15 protein-coding genes are annotated in these 21,801 nt (G+C 74.0%); 5 read left to right on the forward strand and 10 right to left on the reverse strand.

From position 1 onward, the window contains the following. Positions 1-8 precede the first annotated feature (8 nt). The gene (locus WME90_RS37585) at positions 9-3,971 is read left to right on the forward strand and encodes an AAA family ATPase (protein WP_437276891.1); all 3,963 of its coding nucleotides are present in this window, start codon (positions 9-11) and stop codon (positions 3,969-3,971) included. Between the two features lie 707 nt (positions 3,972-4,678). Here the strand turns inward: WME90_RS37585 and WME90_RS37590 are convergent. The 5 genes from WME90_RS37590 to WME90_RS37610 form a co-directional block, all read right to left on the reverse strand. Continuing rightward, on the reverse strand, positions 4,679-5,692 hold the full coding sequence (locus WME90_RS37590; protein WP_437276892.1) for a hypothetical protein: 1,014 nt from the start codon (positions 5,690-5,692) through the stop codon (positions 4,679-4,681). A gap of 295 nt (positions 5,693-5,987) precedes the next feature. Then, positions 5,988-6,377, reverse strand: coding sequence for a YidH family protein (locus WME90_RS37595; protein ID WP_437276893.1), 390 nt, complete (start codon positions 6,375-6,377; stop codon positions 5,988-5,990). A 31-nt stretch (positions 6,378-6,408) separates the two neighbouring features. After that, on the reverse strand, positions 6,409-7,128 hold the full coding sequence (locus WME90_RS37600) for a molybdopterin-dependent oxidoreductase (protein WP_437283713.1): 720 nt from the start codon (positions 7,126-7,128) through the stop codon (positions 6,409-6,411). Positions 7,129-7,171: 43 nt separating this feature from the next. Beyond that, complete coding sequence (locus WME90_RS37605; RefSeq protein WP_437276894.1) at positions 7,172-7,552, reverse strand: dihydroneopterin aldolase; 381 nt, start codon at positions 7,550-7,552, stop codon at positions 7,172-7,174. A 218-nt stretch (positions 7,553-7,770) separates the two neighbouring features. Further along, on the reverse strand, positions 7,771-8,079 hold the full coding sequence (locus WME90_RS37610; RefSeq protein WP_437276895.1) for a hypothetical protein: 309 nt from the start codon (positions 8,077-8,079) through the stop codon (positions 7,771-7,773). A gap of 214 nt (positions 8,080-8,293) precedes the next feature. Here WME90_RS37610 and WME90_RS37615 point away from each other — a divergent pair, with 214 nt between their 5' ends. Together WME90_RS37615 and WME90_RS37620 are read left to right on the forward strand one after the other, a co-directional pair. Then, a complete protein-coding gene (locus WME90_RS37615) occupies positions 8,294-8,920 on the forward strand; it encodes a cupin domain-containing protein (protein ID WP_437276896.1) in 627 nt (208 codons plus the stop codon). Then, positions 8,917-9,552 (forward strand): sigma-70 family RNA polymerase sigma factor, encoded by a 636-nt coding sequence (locus WME90_RS37620; RefSeq protein WP_437276897.1) that lies wholly within the window; start codon positions 8,917-8,919, stop codon positions 9,550-9,552. Before WME90_RS37615 ends, WME90_RS37620 begins: the two co-directional genes overlap by 4 nt. 8 nt (positions 9,553-9,560) lie before the next feature. On the opposite strand, the gene WME90_RS37625 is transcribed toward WME90_RS37620, so the two are convergent. The 3 genes from WME90_RS37625 to WME90_RS37635 form a co-directional block, all read right to left on the reverse strand. Further along, the gene (locus tag WME90_RS37625; protein ID WP_437276898.1) at positions 9,561-10,313 is read right to left on the reverse strand and encodes a Crp/Fnr family transcriptional regulator; all 753 of its coding nucleotides are present in this window, start codon (positions 10,311-10,313) and stop codon (positions 9,561-9,563) included. 81 nt (positions 10,314-10,394) lie between these two features. Further along, positions 10,395-14,435, reverse strand: coding sequence for a hypothetical protein (locus WME90_RS37630; RefSeq protein WP_437276899.1), 4,041 nt, complete (start codon positions 14,433-14,435; stop codon positions 10,395-10,397). A gap of 11 nt (positions 14,436-14,446) precedes the next feature. After that, complete coding sequence (locus WME90_RS37635) at positions 14,447-14,641, reverse strand: hypothetical protein (protein ID WP_437276900.1); 195 nt, start codon at positions 14,639-14,641, stop codon at positions 14,447-14,449. A 332-nt stretch (positions 14,642-14,973) separates the two neighbouring features. Between WME90_RS37635 and WME90_RS37640 the strand changes: the two genes are divergently transcribed. Next, complete coding sequence (locus WME90_RS37640; RefSeq protein ID WP_437276901.1) at positions 14,974-15,810, forward strand: ferredoxin--NADP reductase; 837 nt, start codon at positions 14,974-14,976, stop codon at positions 15,808-15,810. A gap of 201 nt (positions 15,811-16,011) precedes the next feature. Here the strand turns inward: WME90_RS37640 and WME90_RS37645 are convergent, their stop codons facing one another. Together WME90_RS37645 and WME90_RS37650 are read right to left on the reverse strand one after the other, a co-directional pair. Further along, complete coding sequence (locus tag WME90_RS37645) at positions 16,012-18,255, reverse strand: hypothetical protein (protein WP_437276902.1); 2,244 nt, start codon at positions 18,253-18,255, stop codon at positions 16,012-16,014. A gap of 326 nt (positions 18,256-18,581) precedes the next feature. After that, on the reverse strand, positions 18,582-19,658 hold the full coding sequence (locus WME90_RS37650; protein ID WP_437276903.1) for a vWA domain-containing protein: 1,077 nt from the start codon (positions 19,656-19,658) through the stop codon (positions 18,582-18,584). A gap of 307 nt (positions 19,659-19,965) precedes the next feature. On the opposite strand from WME90_RS37650, the gene WME90_RS37655 reads away from it, so the two are divergent. Then, complete coding sequence (locus WME90_RS37655; RefSeq protein WP_437276904.1) at positions 19,966-21,795, forward strand: PE-PGRS family protein; 1,830 nt, start codon at positions 19,966-19,968, stop codon at positions 21,793-21,795. Positions 21,796-21,801 lie beyond the last annotated feature (6 nt).

Here is a 21,801-nt window from a genome sequence, read left to right on the forward strand (position 1 = left end):
GCGATCTCGTGAAGATCCTAGAGCTCCACCTCCTCGCGTTCGGCCCGTTCACGGATCTCCGGCTCGACCTCTCCTCGCCCTCGCCGGGCCTCCACGTCGTCTACGGCCCCAACGAGGCCGGAAAGAGCACCGCGCTCCGGGCGATCCGCGGCCTTCTCTACGGCATCCCGCACATCACGCCGGACGCCCACCTGCACCACAACACCGATCTCCGCGTCGGCGGCCGGCTCGCGGGCAGGGGCGACATTACGCTCGCGCTCGTCCGCCGCAAGGGGCGGGTGAAGACGCTCCGCGATCCGGACGACAACCCCCTCGACGACGCCGCGCTCGCTCCGGTGCTCGGCGGCGTGACGGAGGAGCTCTTCCGGACCTCCTTCGGGCTCACCCACGACACGCTCCGCCAGGGCGGCGAGGCCCTGCTCCAGGGCAAGGGCGACGTCGGCCAGAGCCTGTTCGGCGCCGGGCTCGGCGGGCCGGGGCTGCAGCAGCTGCTCGCCACCCTCCGCCAGGAGGCGGACGAGATCTTCACGCCCCAGGCGAGGACCCGCCCCCTCAACGAGGCGATCAAGGCCTTCGAGGTGGCCCGCAACGGGGCGAGGAGCGCCGCTCACCCGCCCGCGGACTGGACGCGCAAGCGGCAGGAGATCGACGAGCAGAGGGCCGAGCAGGAGCGCGTCGACGCGGAGCTGCGCGCGCTCCGGTCGACCGACAAGCGGCTCCGGCGCGCGCTCCGGGTGCTCCCGCTGCTGGAGGCGCGGCGCGCGATCCTCGGCCGGCGCGCCGCCCTCGGCGACGTCGTCCTGCTGCCCGAGAGCGCGCAGCGCGACCGCGAGGACGCCCAGGATCGCGCCGCCGACGCGGGCGCCCAGGCCTCGAGGCTCCGCGCCGACATCGAGGGGCTCGAGGCCCGCCACGCCGCGCTGCACGTCCCCGCGTCGCTCGCCGACCTCGACGCGGGCGCGATCGACGGCCTCGTGACCCGGCTCGGGAGCCACCGCAAGGCCGCCGTCGACCTGCCGCGGGTCCGGGCGGAGCTCCACGGCGTCGAGGAGGACGCGCGCGCGATCCTCCGCAGGCTCGGGCGGGACGCCTCGCTCGCCGGCGGCGACGACCCCGAGCGGCTGGAGGCGATGCGCGTCGACGTCGCGACCGAGGCGCGCATCAAGAAGCTCGCCCGCGAGCGCGGCGCCGCCGAGGCCAAGCCGCGCGAGGTGGAGCGGCTGCTCTCGGCGCACCGCGCGCGGCGCGACGCCTGCGCGCGCCGGCTGGCCGAGCTGCCGCCGGGCGAGGACTCCGCCCCGCTCCGCGGCGCGCTCTCCCGCGCGCAGAAGCAGGGCGACCTCGAGCACCGCCTCCGCGAGGCCGCCGCCGCGGCGGCGCAGCTCGCCCGCGACGCCGACGCGCAGCGCGATCGGCTCGGCCTCGGCGCGGCCGCGAAGCGGACGCTCCTTGACGTCGATGCCGCCAGGCGGACGCGCCCCGACGCCGGCGGCGCGTCCGAAGGCCGGCCGCTCTCCGCCGCCGAGGCGAGCGCCCTGCCCGTCCCGCTCCCCGAGACGGTCGACCAGGCGGCCGCGCAGTGGGGCGCGATCAGCCGCGAGCGCGAGCGGCTCGGCGAGCGCGCCGCCGAGGTCGAGGCGCGCCTCCGCGAGAGCGCCCGCGAGATCGACGCGCTCCAGCGCGCCGGCGCCGTCCCCACCGAGGCCGACCTCGCGGAGGCGCGCGAGCGCCGGGACGCCGCGTTCAAGGCGCTGGTGCGCGCCCTCCAGGCGAAGGCGGGCGCCCGCGCGGCCGCCGCGGCGATCCACACCGCCACGCTCTTCGACATCGGCACGGACACGCCCGCCTCGCCCGGCGCGCGGCGCAGGCCGCCGCTCGCCGCGCGCGACGAGCCGCCGGCCGCCCGGGGGAAGCCCGACGAGTACGCCGACCTTGTCCGCGCCGCCGACGTCCTCGCCGATCGGCTGCGCCGCGAGGCCGACCGGGTGGCCCGCCTGGCGCGGCTGCTCGCGGACGAGGCGCGGGCCCAGGCGGATCAGGCGCAGCTCGCCGCGGAGCGCGCCGCGCTCGCGCGCCGGGCGGAGGAGGCCGAGGCCGCGTGGCTAGAGCTGTGGGGGCCCGCCGGTATCGTCCCGCGGTCGCCCGAGGAGATGCGCGGCTGGCTCGGCCGCTACGCGGCCCTGACCGCCACGGTCGACCGGCTGCGCGCGGCGGAGGCCGAGGCCGAGGCGCTGCGGGCCCGGATGCAGGCGCACGCGGCCGAGCTCCACGCGGCGATCCAGGGCGCCCGCGCGGCCGCGCCGGGCGCCTCGCGCGCGGACGCGGCCAGAGCGCCGGAGGACGCGCCCGTGCGCCTCCCCGCGCTCATCGAGGCCGCGGAGCAGGAGCTCGCGGCCATCGAGGGTGCGGCCCGGGAGCGCAGGGAGCTCCTGCGGGAGCGCAAGGAGCTGGAGCGCGAGATCGAGGACCTCGAGCGCGAGCAGGCGCAGCACGCGCGCGCGCTCGAGGTGTGGCGGGCCGAGTGGGCCGAGGGCGTGCGGCCGCTCGGCCTGCCCGGCGACGCCTCCGCGGACGAGGCCACGGCGATCCTCGACGAGCTCGGCGCGCTGTTCCGCAAGGCGGACAGCGCCGCCCACGAGCGCCGCCGGGTGCGCGGCATGGAGCGCGACGCCCGGGCGTTCGCGGACGATGTCGCGGAGCTCGCGTCCCGGCACGCGCCGGACCTCGCCCCGCTGCCGGCGGATCAGGCCGCCGATCAGCTGATCAAGCGCCACCACAAGGCGCGCGCCGATCTCCGCGAGCGCGGCGAGATCGCGCGGAGCCTTGCCGACAAGCGCCGCGAGCTGGATCAGCAGGAGGCGCGCCGCGCGGCCGCCGAGGCGCGCCTGGGCAAGCTCTTCGAGGCGGCGGGCGTCCCGCGCGGCGGCGACGACGCCGCCGACGTCGCCGCGCTCTCCCTGGCGGAGGAGCGCTCGCGCGAGGCGCGCCGGCTCGATCGCGAGCTCGTCGAGAACGAGGGCAAGCTCCTCGAGGCGGGCGAGGGCGCGGGCATCGCCGCGCTCGAGCAGGAGACCGCGGGCGTGGAGCGGGACGCGCTCGCGCTCGAGCTCGACCGCGCGGAGGAGCGCCTCGCGGCGCTCGAGGACGAGCGCCGCCGGATCGACAGGGCGCTCGGGAGCCTGGAGCAGGAGCGCGAGCACCTCCGGGCGACGGTGGGCGCCGCGGAGGCCGCCGCGGAGGCGCAGATCTGCCTGTCGCACCTGCGCGGCGAGGTGCGCCGCTACGTGCGGGCGCGCCTCGCCGCGGTGCTGCTCGAGCGCGAGATCGAGCGCTACCGCGAGCGCAACCAGGGCCCGATCCTGGCGCGCGCGAGCGCGCTCTTCCACCGCCTGACCCTGGGCGCCTTCGCCGGCCTCCGGGTGGGCTACGACGAGAGCGAGCAGGCGAGCCTCCGCTGCGTCCGCGCGGCGCCGTCCGGCGCGGGCGCCGGCGGGGCCGTGGCCGCGAGGGCGGACGCCGCCGCGGAGCCCGCGAAGGCGACGGCGACGGCGGACGCCGCGGAGCCGGCGAGGGGGCCCGCGGACGCTGCGGCGGAGCCCGCAAAGGCACCGGATGACGCTGCGGCGGAGCCCGCAAAGGCACCGAAGGATGCAGCGGCGGAGCCGGCGAGGGCGCCGGTGCAGCGCGAGGTGGACGTGACGGGCCTGAGCGACGGCACGCGCGACCAGCTCTACCTCGCGCTGCGCCTCGCGAGCCTCGAGCACCACGCCAGGACGGGCGAGCCGATGCCGCTCATCCTGGACGACATCCTGATCCACTTCGACGACGACCGCGCCCGGGCTGCGCTCGCGGTGCTCGGCGAGCTCGCGGGCACGACGCAGGTGCTGTTCTTCACGCACCACGCGCGGCTCTGCGAGCTCGCGCGCGAGGCGGTGCCGGCCGACGTGCTCCGCGAGCACCGCCTGCGGTAGCGGACCTGCGGCGGTTGGCGCCCGCGCTGGCCGTCGCGGAGAGAGCGCCGCCCAGCTCGCCTTGCGCTCGCCGTCCACGCGCCCGAGCTGGGCCAAGCGTAGAACGGCTCGTTGGGAGGCGCATAGATGCGCATGATTTCATGCATACCCCGAGCGTAGAAGCGGTAGACAACGAGCAGCTCGGAGCGAGTTGGCCTCATGGCTTCGTCACCATGACCCCGAGTCGCGGGGACTTGCATTTGAATGCAGCGCCTGCCTCGACGACGAACCTTTCGCGAAAGATCCCCGGCGGGAGTTTGTGATCTATGGCACCCGCGAGCTCCTCTGCAATCTCTTCGCTGAGGCTGGCGGCACGGCTCGGATCGATTCGCCCTACCGCCTCAGTTCGAAGCGGCATTTCAATGGTGGAGGACGGCTCCAGTCCTCGATTTTGCGCGGGAGATTGAGCTTCCTGAAATACAGGTTGACGCGTGAAGGGCTGTTTGCCGCGGAGCGCGTCCGTCACCCCGGATGCTCCCCCGTAAACGTCCGGGCACACGTAGTGTCACTCCGTCGGGTACCGAGCGGCGCGGCCATCGATGAGGCGGCACGGGCCTCGCACCTCCGGCTGTGTCCATCAACCCGTGAGGACACCCCGGCTCAACGCCGTTCTGCCGGGAGGTCAAGAGCGCGGCCACTCACGCGTCCCGCTCGCGAGTCTGTCAGGATCATCCAGGACACGGCCCGCCGCACCCCTCGCCGCCGCAGTCGACGCCGGCTTCGTCGCCGTTCTTCACGCCGTCCGTGCAGGTGGGGGCCTCGCAGGCGCCGGCCCAGCAGACCCCGCTCTTGCAGTCCGCGCCGGTCTGGCAGCCCCCGCCCGGCTCGCAGCGCGGGCAAAACAGCTTGCCGCAGTCGACGCCGGACTCGAGACCGTTCTTCACCCCATCGCTGCAGTTCGGGATCATGCAGCTCTCGTTCGTACACACGCGACTCATGCAGTCCGCGGCCACGCGGCAGCGATCGCCCGCCTGGCAAGGGCGACACGGGCCGCCGCAGTTGAAGCCGGTCTCCCCCAGGCCGGCGTCCTGCGCGTCGTTCACGCAGTGCTCCGGCACGCACCAGACGCCATCGCACGCTCGCCCGCCGGGACAGCGCAGCGACGCGTCCGTGTCGACACACTGCACGCACGCGCCTTCATGACACCGCCCCTCGCCCGAGGCGGGGCACGTGACCTCGTTCAACAGGAGGTGCTGCGGCTCATCGACCTCGCAGACGTCGAGGGTGCACTGGTTGCCATCATCGTAGATATCCTGGGCCGCCACGCTGACCACGCGGCCGTCGGCGGTACACTCCTCGATCTTGCAGTCGCCGCGGAGCTGCGACGCGATCGGGCCCTTCTGGATCTCCACCGCGCACGCGCCGTCCACGCACCGCCCCGCGCCGCACCGCGGGTCCGGCGGGCCAGGGCACTCTGCGTCGCTCTCGCAACCGACGGGCGGCACGGGCACCCCGGAGCACTTGTCGGTGCCCTCCTCGGTGCCCTCCGCGCACTCGTCGCAGGTGAGGCACGCCTTGAAACAATCCGAGTCCTGCTCGCCGCGCGAGCCCTCCTCGCCGCGCGCGCAGCAGATGACCTTGCCCGGCTCGCCGCACACGCAGCGCTCATCGACGCAGACCGTGCCCGGCACGTACTGGTGGTCCGACTCGCAGTCATCCGTGACCGCGCAGTCTCCGCCCATATAGGGCACGTCACCGCATGCAAAGAACGTCGCTGGGCCGATGAGAAGAATGAAACCAACCAACCAATGCGCATTCGGCCTATCCATGCGTCCAGTCCTCCGGCACGAGGCTGCGGCGCCGACACCCCGGTGGCCCCAATCCGCCGAGGTGTCGTTTGCCAGTCGTTCGAGGCGCGCACTATGCCGCGTCGCGCGCCCGCACGTCACGCAAGTTTTCGCCAGATCGTGCCCGTGCCAGAGCGCGCTTGTCGCCGGAAGCCGCGTCGCTCGCCGACATGTCCGCTCCCGCGGCTCGTCAGCTCATCGCAACCCAGGCGATGCTCGCCGCGCCGATCAGGAAGACCGCCGCCGTGAAGAGGAGGATCGCCGTCCGATCCGGGCGGTACTCCCCGCGGTCGATGGCGCGAGCGACGCGCAGGTAGCGCACCGCGGCCCACGCGATGAGCGCCATCCCGAGCAGGACCATCCCCGCGCCGACGCCGACGACCTCGCGCAGCAACGACCGCGATCCGGGCTGCATGGCCGGCGGCTCCGTCTCCAGGAAGAAGAGGCTGACCCGGTTGAGCGTGATGCCGAAGCTGAGCAGCGCGATCGCCGTCCGCACGTAGGCGAGGTGGGTCCGCTCGTTGGCCAGGTGCTCCCGGGTATAGGCCTCCGTGCGCTTCACGCTCTCTTCGCCGGGCATGGTGGCTGTTCCTCCTCGGCGCGCGGCCCGCCTAGGGGCGGCCGTACCGATCGTCGAACCACGGGTACGCCGTGTTCGAGTAGCCGCGGACCTCCCAGAACCCCGGCCGATCCACGGCGCTGAACGTGATCCGCTTGATCCACTTCGCGCCCTTCCAGGCGTAGAGCTGCGGCGTGATCATCCGCACCGGGCCGCCGTGCTCGCGCGGCAGCGGCTTGCCCTCCCAGGCGTGGACGAGCAGGACGTCGGGCAGCATCGCCTCCTCGATGGGGAGGTTCGTCGTGTAGGGGGTCTGCGTGCCAGGCGCGATGTCGCTCGCCTCGATCAGCGCGAAGCGCGCGTCCGCGAGCGGGCGCGCGCGATCCGCGATGTCGGCGAACCGGACGCCGATCCAGTGGTTGTCCAGCCGGCTCCAGGTGGTCACGCAGTGGAAGTCGGACACGTCGAGCGCCTGCGGCAGCGCCATGAACTCTTCCCAGGAGTAGGTCCGCGGCGCCTCGCAGAGCCCGTTGATCTCGAGCCGCCAGCGCTCGGTCGGGATGTCCGGCATGTCCCCCAGGTCGAGCACCGGCCAGCTCTTCACCTCGCGCTGCCCGACCGGCAGCCTCGGCATCCCGTGCCGGTTCGACGGCCCGCTGCCCATCGGCGCGAGCCCGTCGAAGGCGCCCTTGCCGCGCGCCGCCTGCCGCTCCGCGAACACCTGCTTGCGCTCGATCAACGACCTCGCCCGCCGCCCCGCGTGGTCCACCATCACGTGACCATGGCGACCACCCACGAGGCCTGCAAGAGCGTGCTCAACCGACCTTGCGCCCCGAGAGCTCCACCGATGCGGAATCCACCGACACCGAGGTCGGGGGGCCGAACTTCTTGACCTGAACGGTCACCAGGAGCGCCGGCGTGTCGTCGAGCACCCGCTCGATGATGCGCTGGGCGAGCGTCTCGAGCAGCTTGTACGACGCGCTCGTGCCCGACTCGACGACGAGGCTCGCGAGCTTGTCGTAATCGAAGACCCGCGCGCGCGAGTCGGCGCGGGGCAACAGGGAGGTCGGAAGCTCCACCTCCAGGCACACGACGAAATCCTGGGGCAGGTCGCGCTCGGCGCGGGACACGCCGTGCTTGGCGCGAAAGCGGATGCCGTCGAGGCGGATCCGGTACGTCTGGATCGCAGACTCCATCGGCGCCCCCTAGCACGCCTTCCGGCCGGCTTCCGCCGTAAGGATGCCAGGCGGCCGTCTCGCCCGCTCGCCACGGCCTTCCCGGCGCGCGGCGGCCCTCCAGGCGCGACGGCCCTCGCCGCGCGCGACGGACCTACCGGCGTGGCGGCGGCCCTCCAGGCGCCGCGGCCTTCACGGCGCGCGACGGTCGTCCCGGCGCGCGGCGGCGGCGCGCCACGTCAGAGAGGCCGCTTGAAGCACACGGCGTCGATCTTCGCGGACATCTCGCTGCGCAGGAACTGCACCGGCTCCCAGCCTTCCTGCCCGAACCGCTTGAGGACGGGGTTCCATCCGGACGCGGTGGCCACCTCGAGGACCTGACTGTCGGTGACGCGCGCCGTCTCGACGTCCACGCACCTCACCTCCCAGCGGGGCGGATCCGTGTCCGCATGCACCGGCGGCACCAGGAAGCGCGGCGCGACGTACGACGCGGAGCAACCGAAGAGAAATGCGGCGGCAATGGCTGTCCCGGAGCTGAGCTTCGGCATGGGCGGTCCTTTCCTGCGGGGTCGACTCGCGAAGGCGTATCGACGCTTCGTGCGCCACGTCAACTGGGAACAGCGCGCGCGGCGGCGCGGAGCGCGCCGTATCCTCTGTCGTCACCGGCGCGTGTCCGGGGCGTCCCGCCACGTCCGCTGGAACCGCTCGCCCTCCCGCCGCGTACTCGTCCGGGGGCAACCTCACCTGAAAGGAGCGGAGCCGATGATGCTCGCCGGACACCTCGATGATCCCTCGGAGGACGCGCTCCTCGCCCGCGCGGGAGGGGCGCGCGACGCCGAGGTCGAAGCGCACCTCGGCGCTTGCGGCGACTGCGCGCGCCGCCTCGCCGCCGCGGAGGCCGCCGTCGCGGCCGTCGCCCTCGCGCTGCCGCCGGTCCCGCCGGAGGGGCGCCTGCGCTCGCGGCTCTTCGCGTCGGTCGATCGCCTCGAGCGCTTCACCCCGATGGCGCCTCGCCTCGCCGCCCTCATCGACGTCGCGCCAGACGACGCCCGGCGCGCCCTCCACGCGCTGTCCGAGCCGGAGGCGATGCCCGCCGCGCTGCCGGGTATGCACGTCCTGCCGCTCGAGACCGGCCCGCGCCGCGCGACGACGAACGCGATCCTCGTCTGCCTCACGCCGGGCGGGTGCATCCCGCGCCACCGTCACCTGGGCGAGGAGCGCATCCTCGTCCTCGAAGGGGCCTTCTCCGTGGACGACGGGCGCGTCATCCGCGCCGGGGAAGAGCTCCACAGCCCCGCCGGCTCGATCCACTCCATCCCGACCGTCGTCGGCGACGGGCCGTGCCTGTGCGCGATCGTCTGCGAGGGCGGTATCGAGGTGGCGCTTTGATCGCCTCGAGCACCGGGCCCACGCCCGCCAACGAGGCGGCGCCGGCTCACGTCGCGGCCCCTCCCGCGCCGACGGCGGCGCCGGGCAGCGACGAGGAGCTCGTCGCCCGCATCGCCGGCGGCGACCGGGAGGCCCTCGCCGCCCTCTACGACAGGTACGCGCCCGCGCTCCTCGCGCTCGCCCAGCGGGTGCTGGGGAGCCCCGCCGAAGCCGAGGATCTCGTCCACGACTGCTGCCTGGAGGTATGGCGAAAGGCCCACACCTACGAGCCGCGCCGCGGGTCGGCCCGCACCTGGCTCATGATGCGCCTGCGCAGCCGCGCGCTCGACCGGCTCCGGTCGGCCCGGCAGCTGCGCCTTGTCGCGGACGGCGAGGAGGACGGCGCCCCGGCCGACCTCGGCGGCCTCGACCCGGCGCTCGGCTCCGACTGCGCCCGCGTGAGGCGCATCGTGGCCGCGCTCCAGGAGGACCAGCGCACGGTGCTCGAGCTCGCCTATTTCGAGGGGCTCTCCCTCGTGGAGATCGGCGAGCGCCTCGCGGTGCCGGTGGGCACCGTCAAGTCCCGCCTCTCGCGCGCGCTCGAGAAGCTGCGCGCCGCGCTCCAGGAGCAGCCGCGCACCGCCGCAGGCTGACGCCGCCCCTACCGTTTACGCGCGAGGGCCTCGCGGTCCTTCACGATGAGGCGCCGCCCTGCCACGTCGAGCACCCCCTCCTTCCGGAGCGCCCCGAGCGTCAGCGTCACCGTCTCCCGCGTCGAGCCGATCACCTGGGCGATCTCCGCGTGCGTGATCGGCGCCGAGATCAGCATCCCCCGCGGCGTCGGCACGCCCCACCGCTCCGCCGCGTGCAGGAGGAACTCGGCCAGGCGCCCTCCCACGTTCTTGAACAGCATCGACTCGATGCGGTCCTCGGTCTCTCGCTGCCGGGTGACGAGCAGCGCGAACACGGCGCCCCCGAGCCCGGGGTGCTGGGCACAGAGCTCGCGCACGAGCGCGAGCGGCACCCGGACCACCTCGGCCTCGTCCATCGCGATCGCCCGCTCCGTCCGCGTCTCCAGCCCGCCGAGGCACGACTCGCCGAGCACGTCGCCCGTGCCGCGGTAGCTGAGCGGGAACGCAGCCCCCGCCTCGTTGACGCGCTCGACGCGCGCGCGCCCACGGCCGAGCACGACCAGCGTGTCCGCGGGGGCCCCCTGCTCGAAGATCGCCGCGTCGGACGCCACCACCTCGAGCACCGCGGCGTCCGTGACCGCCTCACGTACCTCGCGATCCGCCTGCGCGAACAGCGAGGAGAGCCGGAAGGCGCGCGCCACCCGCGCCTTCACGGGATCCGTGGGGTGGCGGCCAGCATCCGGTGCGTACTGGGAATCCAGATCGCTCACAGTAGGGAGCAAAAGAGTAATCCATACTGCGTGGGTTGACACACAGGAATCCCCTGCGATGAAGGCCTGACGCGGGGCGAGCGGGCGCTTCGATCAGCGTCCGTCGTGGTCGAGCTGAACGACGATGTCCCGGTCGAGCGCGCTGTCCGCGGCGCGGGCGAACTGCTGGAACTTCGGGTAGGCATCGGGCTGCACGCGACCCGCGGGCAGCTCCAGGAAGCGATCGAGGAGCAGCGCGCCGCCGTCCACGCGATCGTTCACCCGCACGGCACGCCCCTCGTCGTCCGCCGCCAACGGAGCGAGCTTCGTGGCCACGCGCGCGCCCGCGGGGAGCTTCACGCGGAGCCGCACCTCCGAGCGCGTCGCGATCTGCTCCGACAGGTAGAGCGGCGTCTCCCGGACCGGCAGGCTGGCGAGGCTGGCCACGCGCACGCCGAAGGGCGGCGAGAGGACGAGCTCCGCGCCCTGCGCGCGCGCGAAGCTCGCGACCGCGATCTTCATCTTCAGCGTGAGCGGCCGGTCGATCTCGGTCAGCTCCTTGATCTCGATCTCCTGGAGCCGCGCGCCCGGCACCATCTGCGGCAAGAGGCGCGACTCGACGGCGTCCCGGAGCTGCGCGTCGGGGAGCGACTCCAGCGCCGAGCGCAGCGCGATCGCGAGCTTGCCGTCGTAGCGCTGCTCGATCGCCAGCGAGGCCGAGCCGTCCCGCTGCACCTCGGCGATGCCCTCCGTGACCACGCCGTCGTGCGCGCCCGACGAGGGCGTCACCTCCCGCGGCGTCCCGGGCTTCAGCACGATCGCGGGCTGCCCGCGGAGGGAGCTCGGCAGGTAGCCGTACGGCGCGAACTTGTCGCGCACGAACATCCAGCGGACCCCGCTCGCGCCGGGCTTCTCCCCGGTGTCGAGGCGGACGGCGAGCGCGTTGAACGTCTCGGCCTCGCTCATGGGCCCGCGCGGCGGCGCGGTGAGCCGGTCGCTCACGATGCCGTAGCCGGCGTCGATCCCGACGAGGCGGCACAGGTAGAGGAACGCCTCGGTCCGGTTGCCGCTCTTGCCGATGACGACGCGGCGGCCGTCGTCCTCGCGCCCGTCCTCCACGTTCGCGAGCACCCACCGGTAGATCCGGCGCGCCTGCTCGTCCTTCGACGGCGCCGCTCCCCCGCCCTCGCCGCTCGCGCCCTGCGCGGCGCCGGCCTTCCCCTCCTCGCCGCCGGCCGCGTCCGGCGAGCGCGGCGCGAGCGGCGTTCGGGCGATCGCCCGCGCGATGCGCACGAGCCGCGGGTCTCGCGGCGTCTCGTCGGCGGCCGCGTCGACCATGCGCGCGATCGTCCTGTCCAGCCGGATGCCCCAGCCGATGCGGATGTTCGGCAGGAACTCCGCGATCGGCGCGCTCGCCGGCTCCTCCGGGAGCGCCGGGCTCTTGTCGACCCGGTAACGGCGGGTGACGAGCGCGCCGGACTCGACGATCTCGGGCGTCGGCACGGGGCCGGAGGCCTCCACGTCGAGCGGCCGGCTCTTCGGCGACACGACGATGAACTCGCTCCGCCAGTAGGGGACCTTCTCCTCGCGGAAGAACCAGCGCGGGCCCTGGAACGTGAGGCCCCCCTGCCCGTCGCCGCGCAGCACGAAGAGGTTCTCCACCTCGATGTAATCGCCCACCTCGAGGTGGGGCATCGTCACGGTGGGCTTGTCCTCGATGAACTCCGGCTCGTGGATCGACCCGTCGCGCTTCACCGTGCGGAGCTTGAGCACGAGCCCCTCGGGCACGCGCTGCTCGGCGTGCTCCTGGATGGCCTCCCGCGACTGGATCCGGATGATCTCGTGCTGGAGCATCCGCGCCGAGCCGTCCTCGTGGACCCACATGGCCGAATAGTCGAGCACGCGCGCCGCCGTGCCCGGCATGACCTCGCCCGAGGCCTCGTGCTCGGCGATCACCTTCTTCGAGTCCAGCCGGTACGGGCTGAGCTCCGTCGTGCCGTCGAGCAGCTCGATGGCGTCGCGCAGGCCCGAGGCGTCGGCGCCTGTGCGGATCGCCTCGATGAGCGCCTTCTGGAGCGCGTCGCGCTCTCCCCGCGCGAAGCGCGCGTCCGCGAGCGCGAGGCGCGCCTCGGCGCTGTCCGGCGACTTCGCGAGCGCGCGCTCGAGCTGCTGGAAGGACTCGGCGCGCTTGCCGGCGCGGGTCAGCAGGTCGGCGATGCGCGCGGCGATGTCCTTGCGGTCCTTCCGGGCGGAGCCGAGGCGCGTGAGCTCCTTGATCGCGGCCGCGTAGTCGCGCCGATCGATCGCCCGCTCCAGCTCGATCTCCGCGTCGGGATCGATCTCCCGGATGCGCGCGGCGAGGGCGTCGGCCTCCGCGATGTGCCCGTCGCCGTCGTGGATCCGGAGGAGCGCGCCCAGCACCTCGACGTCGTCCGGGAAGCGCGCGGCGGCCTCCTTCACGGTGCGGACGTGCTCGACGCGCCAGCCGAGCCGCGAGTACATCCCGGCGAGCGTCTTCAGGAGGTCGGGCACCTCCCGGAAGCGATCGGCGAGGGCCTCGATCGTGCGGGTCATCTCGGACAGGCCGACCTTGTCGGCCTCCTCGAGCGCGAGCCAGAGGCGGGGGTACCAGAGATCCGGATCCTTCTCCGCGGCGCGGGCGCGCACGTCCTTCACGAGGTCGCGCGCGTCGGACACAGGGAAGATCGGGTCCTTCTCGAGGAAGACCGCCTGCGCGGCGAGCGCGGGGCCGGTCGCGCGCGCCGGATCGGCCACGAGCGGCTCGATCAGCACGGCGGCGACGTCGTCCTGGCCCTCGAGGTGCGCGATGTTCGCGGCGAGGAACCGGGCGATCGGGTCGCCCACGTCGCGCTCGGCGCGGGGCGCGCCGCGCAGGCCGAGCGCGCGCGCCACCTTCGGCGCGGGCTGCGGCGGCACGCCGAGCGCCGTAAGGAACGGCTCGATGGGGTTGGGATCCGGCAGGACCTCGGGCGGGAGGAGCGAGTAGGGCGGGGTCGGATCGGCGGACGTGGCCACGCCGAGGGGCGTGCCGTCGGGCGCGAGCAGGCGGATGGAGGTGTCGCTGCCCCCGACGCGGGCGAGGATGCGGTGCCGGCCGGGGCCGAGGCGCAGGCGGACGCCGAAGCGGGGCCAGATCCCCCACTGCTTCGTGTCGCGCGTGAGCACCTCGACGTCGTCGACGAAGATGGCGTAGGCCCCCTGGACGGCGACGAGCATTTCGCGCTCGGCGGGCAGGTCGACGAAGGTCTCGACGTAGAAGATGCCTCCGCTGGCCCCGCCCTCGCCGGGCGCCTCCGGCGCAACGGCGGAGAGCTGGCAGCCGCGGCGCTCGGCGCCGAGCACGCGCGGCGGGTCCGCGCGGCGGGGGTCGCGCGGGAACACGGGCGGCCAGGGGCCGGCGCGCTCCGCCTCGTAGTGGACGCGGTGGTCGCTGGCGGCCAGGTGGCCGAACGGGCCGGCGAAGCGGGCGTTCTCGATGCACCCGTAGCGGCGCGCCGCGAGGTCGATGAGCGGCACGGCGGGCGCTGCGCCGCGGTCGGCGCCGTCGTCGGCGGTCCCGCCGGCCGGGCGCGCCGCGGCGGTCTCGTCGGGCAGCCCGTCGAGGCTCCACCACTCGACGAGCTCTCCGCGCGCGCGCCAGCCGAGCGTGCCCGGGTGGTCGATGGCGCGCAGGACGACGTCGCGGGACTTCTTCCAGAGGCCCGCGACGCTGGATCGCAGGCCGAGCAGGCGATTCGCGGCGAACCAGCCCACGAGGGGGGCGTCGGGGTGCGCGCTCACCCGGGCGGCGTCCAGCGCCTCGAGGTAGGCCGCCGCCGCGCGCGCGTTGCGGCCGTGCCCCTCGTCGTCGATCGCGCGCCCGAGCGACGCGAGCATGGATTTCGCGCCGATCTCCTCCAGGCGCTTGCGCGCCGCCCTGGCGCCCGCGGGCGTGCCGCCCGGGACCAGGAGCTCTCCGAGGAGCCACCGGCCGACGACCTCGCCTTCGGTCGAGCGCGCGCCGGCGTCGCGGAGCGAGGCGATCGGGTCTTTCGCGCCGGGCGCGGTGGCCGCGCCGCAGGCGCCGAGCGCGAGAGCCAGGGCGGCGGCGCCGGTGAGCCGGACGAGCGTGGAGAGGGTGCGAGGAGCGCGCATCAGCCCGGTCCTTAGCGCGGGCGACCGCGTGCGCACAGGTTCACGCGCGGACCGCCGATCGACGGGCCGCCGGCCCCGTCCCATGACATCGCCCACACGCCGGCTTCGGCGGCGCTGGCGACCTGCCGGAGGAGCACCGCCTGCTCGCTCACCTCGGGCGGCCCCCTCCGATCCTCGCGCGCAACCGCCACGTCCTCACGCGCCATGGCCACGTCCTGGCCCGCGGCGAGCGGCCTCCGCGGCGTATGGCCAGCGGCTCCACGGGCATCGCCTTGGAGCGCCGTCGCCCCTAAGGACGACGCGCTACGAAGCCATCTGACAGCGAGACCATCGGCCAATGCCGATCTTGATTATCATTTGCAACATTGCTATGTGAAGCAGCGGGCTCATGGAAGACGACCTCGCGGTGGAGCTCGACGCGAGCTGCACGTGCCTCGGTCGCCCGCGCGCTGCGGCGCCGCCCCGCTGTCGTGATCGGAGAGCGCGCTCTTTCGAGCCACGACGCCCCGATGCTTTCGCACCGACAAGGATGAACGACATGGTACCCGGCTACACAGAAGAGACAGTGCTCGAGGTCCACCACTGGACGGACAAGCTCTTTACGCTCAAGACCACCCGCTCGCCGAGCTTCCGCTTCGCCAACGGGCAGTTCTGCATGATGGGGCTCGCGGTCGCGGGAAAGCCGCTCGTCCGCGCGTACTCCCTCGCGAGCGCGAACCACGAGGAGACGCTCGAGTTCTTCTCGATCAAGGTGCCGAACGGCCCATTGACCTCACGCCTGCAGCACATCGCCGTCGGCGAGACGATCCTCGTCGGCAAGCGCGCGACGGGCACGCTCACGATCGGCAACCTGCGGCCGGGCCGGACCTTGTGGCTCCTGGCGACCGGGACCGGCCTGGCGCCGTTTCTCAGCGTCGTCAAGGACCCCGAGACGTACGAGCGCTTCGAGCGCGTGGTCATCACGCACACGTGCCGCCGCGTGCAGGACCTCGCGTACGCGCGCTACCTCGAGCACGACCTCGCGGCGGACGAGCTGCTCGGCGAGATCGTGCGGCCCAAGCTCCGCTACTACCCGTCCGTCACCCGCGAGGCGTTCAAGACCGAGGGTCGGATCACCGCGCTCATCGAGTCCGGCCGGATCTTCGCCGATCTGGCGCTGCCCACGCTCGACCCCTCGCACGACCGGCTGATGCTCTGCGGCAGCTCGGAGATGCTCGCCGACACCGCCGCGCTCCTGGAGTCGCGCGGCTTCGAGGAGGGCAACAGCGGCGAGCCGGGCGACTACCTCGTGGAGAAGGCCTTCGCGGGCGAGAAGCGCTCCCCGCTCGCCAGCGCGTCGCCGGCCGAGAGCACGAACCTATCCGGCCCGGCGTGACGCCGCGCGCCGCGCGTCGGGCTGCGCCCGGGACCGCGCATGGGAGCTCCTGCTCGGCTCGCTGAAGTGACGCGCGCGTCGATACGGCGCGCAGGCCACGTGGTCGGAGATCGTTTCACCGCGGAGGGCATCGAGCACGCGCAGCTCGCTCGCGCGCACCTCTGGACCGGGGCCACCGTCCGCCCCGGTCCAGACCGTGGCTCACGCGCTCGCTTCGACAGCGCTGGCGACCTGCTGGAGGAGCACCGCCTGTTCGATCACCTCGGGCGGCACGCCGACATCCTCGCGCGCCGCGGCCACGTCCTCGCGCGCCGCGGCCACGTCCTCGCGCGCCGCGGCCACGTCCTCGCGCGCCGCGGCCACGTCCTCGCGCGCCACGGCCACGTCCTCGCGCGCCGCGCTCGCCTCCTCTCGCTCCGCCGCCCGGCGCAGCGACGCGATCTCCGCCTGCGCGGCGATGAGCGCCTGCTCGAGCTCCTCGTGGAGCGCCGGCGCGCCGGCCGCCTCGCGCGCCTCGGTCACCTCGCGCTCGAGCTGCGCGATCTTCCAGCTCGCGGCGCGCAGGTCGGCCTCGCTCGAGGCGGCGCTCCGCGCCAGCGCGTCGAGCTGCTGGCGCAGCGCCTCCACCGCGTCGCCTTGCCCGCCCGACCCCGTGAGCGCACCGCCCGACCCGCCGTCCGCCGCCGGGCCCGACCCGCCGCGGTCGGTCGTGGCCGACACGAAGACCGTCCCGAGTTCGTCGACGAGCTCCTTGCCCACCCGCTCGCTCTCGCGCAGCTGCGTCATGAGCGACGCGATGACGTGGCCCCGGTCGCGCAGCGCCTCCTCGAGGCCCGCGATCTCGGCGGCCGCCGCCTCGCCGGCGTCGCGCTTCTCGAGCTCGGACGCCCGCTGCTCCAGCGCGACGACGGCCTGCTCGAGCTCCACGATCCGCGCCTCGAGCAGCAGCCTGCGCGCTTCGAGGGCGCTCCGCTGGTCCTCCAGCGCGCGGCTCTCGCGCTCGTTCCGATCCGCCCGCTCCTTCTGCCGGTCGCGCTCGCGCGCGAGCTCGGCGCGGGCGGCCTCGAGCTCCTCGACCTTCGCCGCCGCGCGCCGCGCCTCCTCCAGCGCGCGCTCGCTCTCCTGCGCGCGCCTGCGCGCCGTGTCCCGCTCCGACGTGAGCTTCGAGAGCTCCCGCCGCGCCCCGCTGGCGGAGGCCTCGAGCTCCGCCACGCGCGCCGCGAGCGCCGGGTCGGGCGCCGCCGCGGCGGGCCGCGCCTCGAGCTCGGCGATCCTGGCGCGCGCGGCCTCGAGGTCGGCCGTCGCGGCGTCGAGGCGATCGCGGGCGCCGGCGATCTCGGGCTTGTTGCGGATCATGCCGAGCTCGAGCTCGACCTTGGTCCGAAGCCGCTTCTCGTCGTCGAGCTGCTTGGCGAGCCGGGTCGCGCGATCGCGCTGGCTGCGGAGCTCCTCCTCCATGTCGCGGATCTGGTGCGCCAGCCGCTCGGCCCGGACGTGGGTGTCGCCCGCCCTGGACTCGACCTCCCGGAGGCGCGCCGCCCTGGTCTCGAGCTCGGCCTCCGCCTCGGCGAGGCGCGCTGCCGTGGCGACCGCGCTCTCGGCGCGGGCCCCGGCGTCCTCGCGGTCGCGCTGGTGGCGGGTGCGCAGCTCCGCGAGCTCGCCCCCGAGCCGCTTCGCGCGGCCCTCGACCTCGCTGAGCGCCTCGGGAGACGGGCCGGCGCTCGCGGCCGGGAAGTCGGCGAACGGCAGCTCGATCACGGCGAACGCGTCGAGCCGGGGCAGGCGCTCGCCGGCCACGGCGATGAACCACTCGGGCTCCTCGGAGGCGTCGAGGATCGACGTGTCCACGCTGACCTCGGGCTCGCCCTTCGGCGCGAACTCCGCGACCGTGTAGCCGACGAACGGCGCCTGGCCGACCATCCGCACCTGCTTGAACTGGAGCGCGACGAGGTCGTAGAGCGCGTAGTAGCCGGGCGCCGCGCCGCGGCGCGCGCCCGCGGGGAGCAGGCCCCGGGCGGCCTCCGGGTTCGGCGACGCGATGATGGCGGCGCCGCTCGCGGCGGTGAGGCGGCGGGCGCGCCGGACGACCTCGGCCGGATCGCCGAAGATCGAGAGGTCGGGGATGACGAGGGTGTCGAAGGCGCCGTCGCGCACGCCGAGGTCGCCGTCGAACACGGCGACGCTCGGGTGCGGCTGCCGCGTGGGCGCCGTCCGCGCGAGCTTCTCCGCGACGCGCGCGGCGTCGGGGTCGTAGGCGTGGACGAGGCGGGCTCCGCGCTGGAGCAGCCGGTCGGCGAGGCCGATGGTGGCGTCACCCAGCACCGCGACCCGTCGGCCGCGCACGAGCGGCTCGAGGTAGGCGCTCAGCACCAGGGCGGGGTGGAGCGCGGCGGGGGCGGCGTGCCGCGGCGAGCCCGCGGCGTCGTGGGAGGACTCCGTCGTCATGATTCCGTCCTCTTACGGTGCTGAGGGCCGGGAGTCCACAAAGCGCAGTGCAGAGTTGCAAGGCAGCGCCCGCCCCACCGGGCGCCGGCGGCGCGCGCCGGGCCCCGTCCTCGCGCCAGCCTCGCGGTTTGTGCCTCCACGACCGCGGCGTGGTGAGTCCGCTCACCCATGACGCTCCGCGTCTGTGCCGTCCGTTGTCGCGCCTCGCTGTCGCCCCCGACGGCACCCTCCAGACGTCATCTCCAGGACACCGAGGGGTCGTCCTCTCTCTTTGGGACGCGCCCGGTCCTTCCTTGGGGCGCGCGGTCCTTCTGCTGGGCTCGCGGTCAGAGGATCACGGTCTCGCAGCCGAGGAGGATCTGGATCTTCGCGATGGAAGCGCTCCTCGCGGCCTCGCAGGTGTCGGGGCACAGCACGAGGGCCGTTGGAGAAGCCGGGTCGTCGTAGCGCCAGCCTGGACCGTCGCAGCCGGGGCGCTGTGGCAGGATCTCCTGCGCTGCGCCCTCGAGCCCGAAGAGGACGTTGACGTCGTTGAACGCGACCTGCCCGCCGGCGACCTGGGAAGGGACCTCGACCTCGCACGGGAGCGCCTGCCCCGTGACCTTCGCGAGCGCGTTCTGGAACTCGACGGCGATGTTGGTCGCCGCGACGAGGACGGCGGCGTCGGTGCCTCCCGCGGCCGCGACCTGGTTGGCGAAGCCCTGGTTCACGCCCGGGAGCCCGATCACGAAGGTGCGCACGGGGGTGCGGTAGCGCGCCCCCGCCGCCGCGAGATCGGCGATGGCCTCCGGGTCTTCCGGGTCCACGCCGGCGCACAGGGGCGCGGGCCCCTGGGGCTGTCCATCGGTGACGAGCAGCACCGCAGAGGCCTCGCCGGGGTGGTTCTCCGCGACCTCGATGCCCTGGAGCAGCGCGCCGCCCAGCGCCGGATAGATGGGCGTACTCGCTCCATCCGGCGACTCGGCCTCGATGGCCGCGGCGATGGCACCGGCGTTGTCGGGGAGCGGGCCGAACGGGACGAGCGGCGCCTTGTAGGCGTCCTGGTCACAGGCCGGCGCACTGTCCGCCGCGCGTGGGAAGAAGCGCAGCGCCACGCGCACGCCGGCGAACCTCGCGCTGTTGACGAACGCGGTCAGACCGGCCCTAGCGCTACTCCACTTGTCGCCGTGCATCGAGGACGACTTGTCCATCATGATGTAGAGATTGAGCGGGACCGCGATCGCCTCCTCGGTGACGAGGCCGCACGCGGCGTCCGGATCGAGGACATCGACGGGCGCGTCGGTCGATAGCCCTCCATCGGGATCAAAGGTTCCGTCCGAGCCAGAGCCGGTTCCGTCCGAAGACGACGAGGACGAGAGTATGCCAGCCCCTGAGTCCGGTGCACACGCGCCATGGAGACCCATGGCGGCGGCGAGCCCAACCAGGGAGGTGAGCGAGGTGCGGTGAAGCGATTCTAGGCGCATTGGGATGAAGAGATGACAGCGGGGACGGCACGGGAGCGCGAAAGTACGCAGACACAGAGTACCGGAGACGGTGACAGGCGCGAGGGGCGAATCGCGCAACCGTGAGCTGGCTCGCGCCGGCGCAGCACATAACGGTGTGGGCGGACGCGCGGCAATGCGGGCCGCAACGTGGCACACGGCCCCATAGTGATTGGTACCTAACAAGACAAAGTCCTTTCGAAAAGCGCGCGAAGGTGCAGAATTAAGCATGCGCGCGCGATTCTTCCTCGAGACGGCGTCTCTCCTCGCATGGCTCTCGGCGCTCGGCTGCGCGGAGAGCAGCTCGATCGACGGCCCCACCCGGCCGGTATCGGGCACGGGGGGCGGCTCGGGCGCGGGTGGCGAGTCATCCGCGAGCAGCAGCGCCACGACGGCGTCATCGAGCAGCAGCGCGGCCGTCACGACCGGCGCAGGCGGGGGAGAAGGCGGCTCGGGCGGCGGAGAAGACGGCTCGAGTGGGGACGGGGGCAGCGAAGAGGGGGGCGGCGGCGGGGTCACGGATCCGTGCGCGCTGGGGTGCCTGCCGGGCACACATGACGTGGACGGCAATCGGCTCACGGGCGAGTGCGGCTGTGAATACGCGTGTACGCCGACCGCGGCGGGCGAGGCGGGTGAGGATCCGATCGACGGCGATTTCATCGACGACAACTGCGACGGCGGCGACGGGCTCGTGGAGCGGTGCATCTACGTCTCGGCGAGCACTGGGGACGACGCCGGCAGCGGGACGCGCAACGCCCCGGTGCAGACGATCGCCACGGCCATCCAGGTGGCGCAGCAGGGCGGGGTGCCGGCGATCTGCCTATCGGGCGAGCTCTACGAGGAGGCGGTCACGGTTGTGTCCGGCATCAGCATCTACGGTGGGTTCGATCACAACGACGCTGACTTCAAGTTCCGGAGGACTCCCTCGGTGACCACCACCGTACGCGCGACAGGCACGGTGTTCCATGCGCCGTCGATCGCGCAGCCGACGCACATCGAGGGCATCACGATAGAGGCGCTGAGCCCGTCGTCGTCCGGCGCGAGCACCTATGGAGTGCGCCTCGGCGGAGGGCTGGCAGACCTCTTCGTGCGGTACAACCAGATCAGCGTAGCGGAGGGCCGGGACGGCGCCGCAGGGACGAACGGGGCGGCGCACCCGGTGGGGACGGCGGCGGCGGGGACCGCTGGAGGGGCGGGCTGCAACGACTGCAGCGGAGGCGGCGCTGGCGGCCTTCCGCCGACATGCACTGAGTCCGCCGGCAGAGGCGGGAATGGCGGATATGATACGGGGAACGGAGAGGCTGGCAGGCCGGGTAACCGCGGCGCTGAGGGCGGTACGGGAGGGGCCGCATCGGGGGAATGTAGGAGCCGCAGTTCGACAGGCCACAACGGCGCCGCGGGGGCGCCCGGGGAGCAGGGGACACCGGGGACTGGGGGCGCGAACCTCGGTAGCATCGCGTCAGGCCTCTACCAGCCTGCAAACGGCACGAACGGGCAGAACGGCACAAACGGCGCCGGCGCCGGCGGCGGCGGCGGCGGAGGAGGAGGCGCCGAGTGTGAACTAGGAATCTGCTGGTGCTACGAGGATCGTGGTGGTGGCGGCGGCAGCGGTGGCTGCGGCGGGCTCGGTGGGCGCGGCGGCCAGGCGGGCCGCGGTGGGGGCGGGAGCTTCGGCGTCTTCGCAGCGTCCGGACGGGTGGTGATAGCTGGCAATGTTATCACGACCGGAGCGGGCGGTGCCGGCGGCCGCGGCGGCAATGGCGGCCCGCAACAGATCGGGGGACCCGGCGGCACCGGCGGCGGCGGTCGTGACGACTCCGGCAGCGGCGGAACCGGTGGCAAAGGCGGCAACGGCGGCGACGGCGGCCCCGGCGCGGGCGGCGGTGGCGGCCCGAGCGCCTGCCTGGCGCGCTCCGGCAGCGTCGGCTTCACGTTCACGGATAATAGTTGCACAACAGGCGCCCCCGGCTTCGGCGGCGCCGGCGGCACGAACCCGAGCGGGGGCGCTGCGGGCGCGGGACAGAACGGCACGGCGAGGGCGAATCTACAAATCAACTGACGAGAG

The sequence above is a fragment of the Sorangium sp. So ce375 genome (assembly GCF_051473855.1).
Taxonomy (GTDB): domain Bacteria; phylum Myxococcota_A; class Polyangia; order Polyangiales; family Polyangiaceae; genus Sorangium.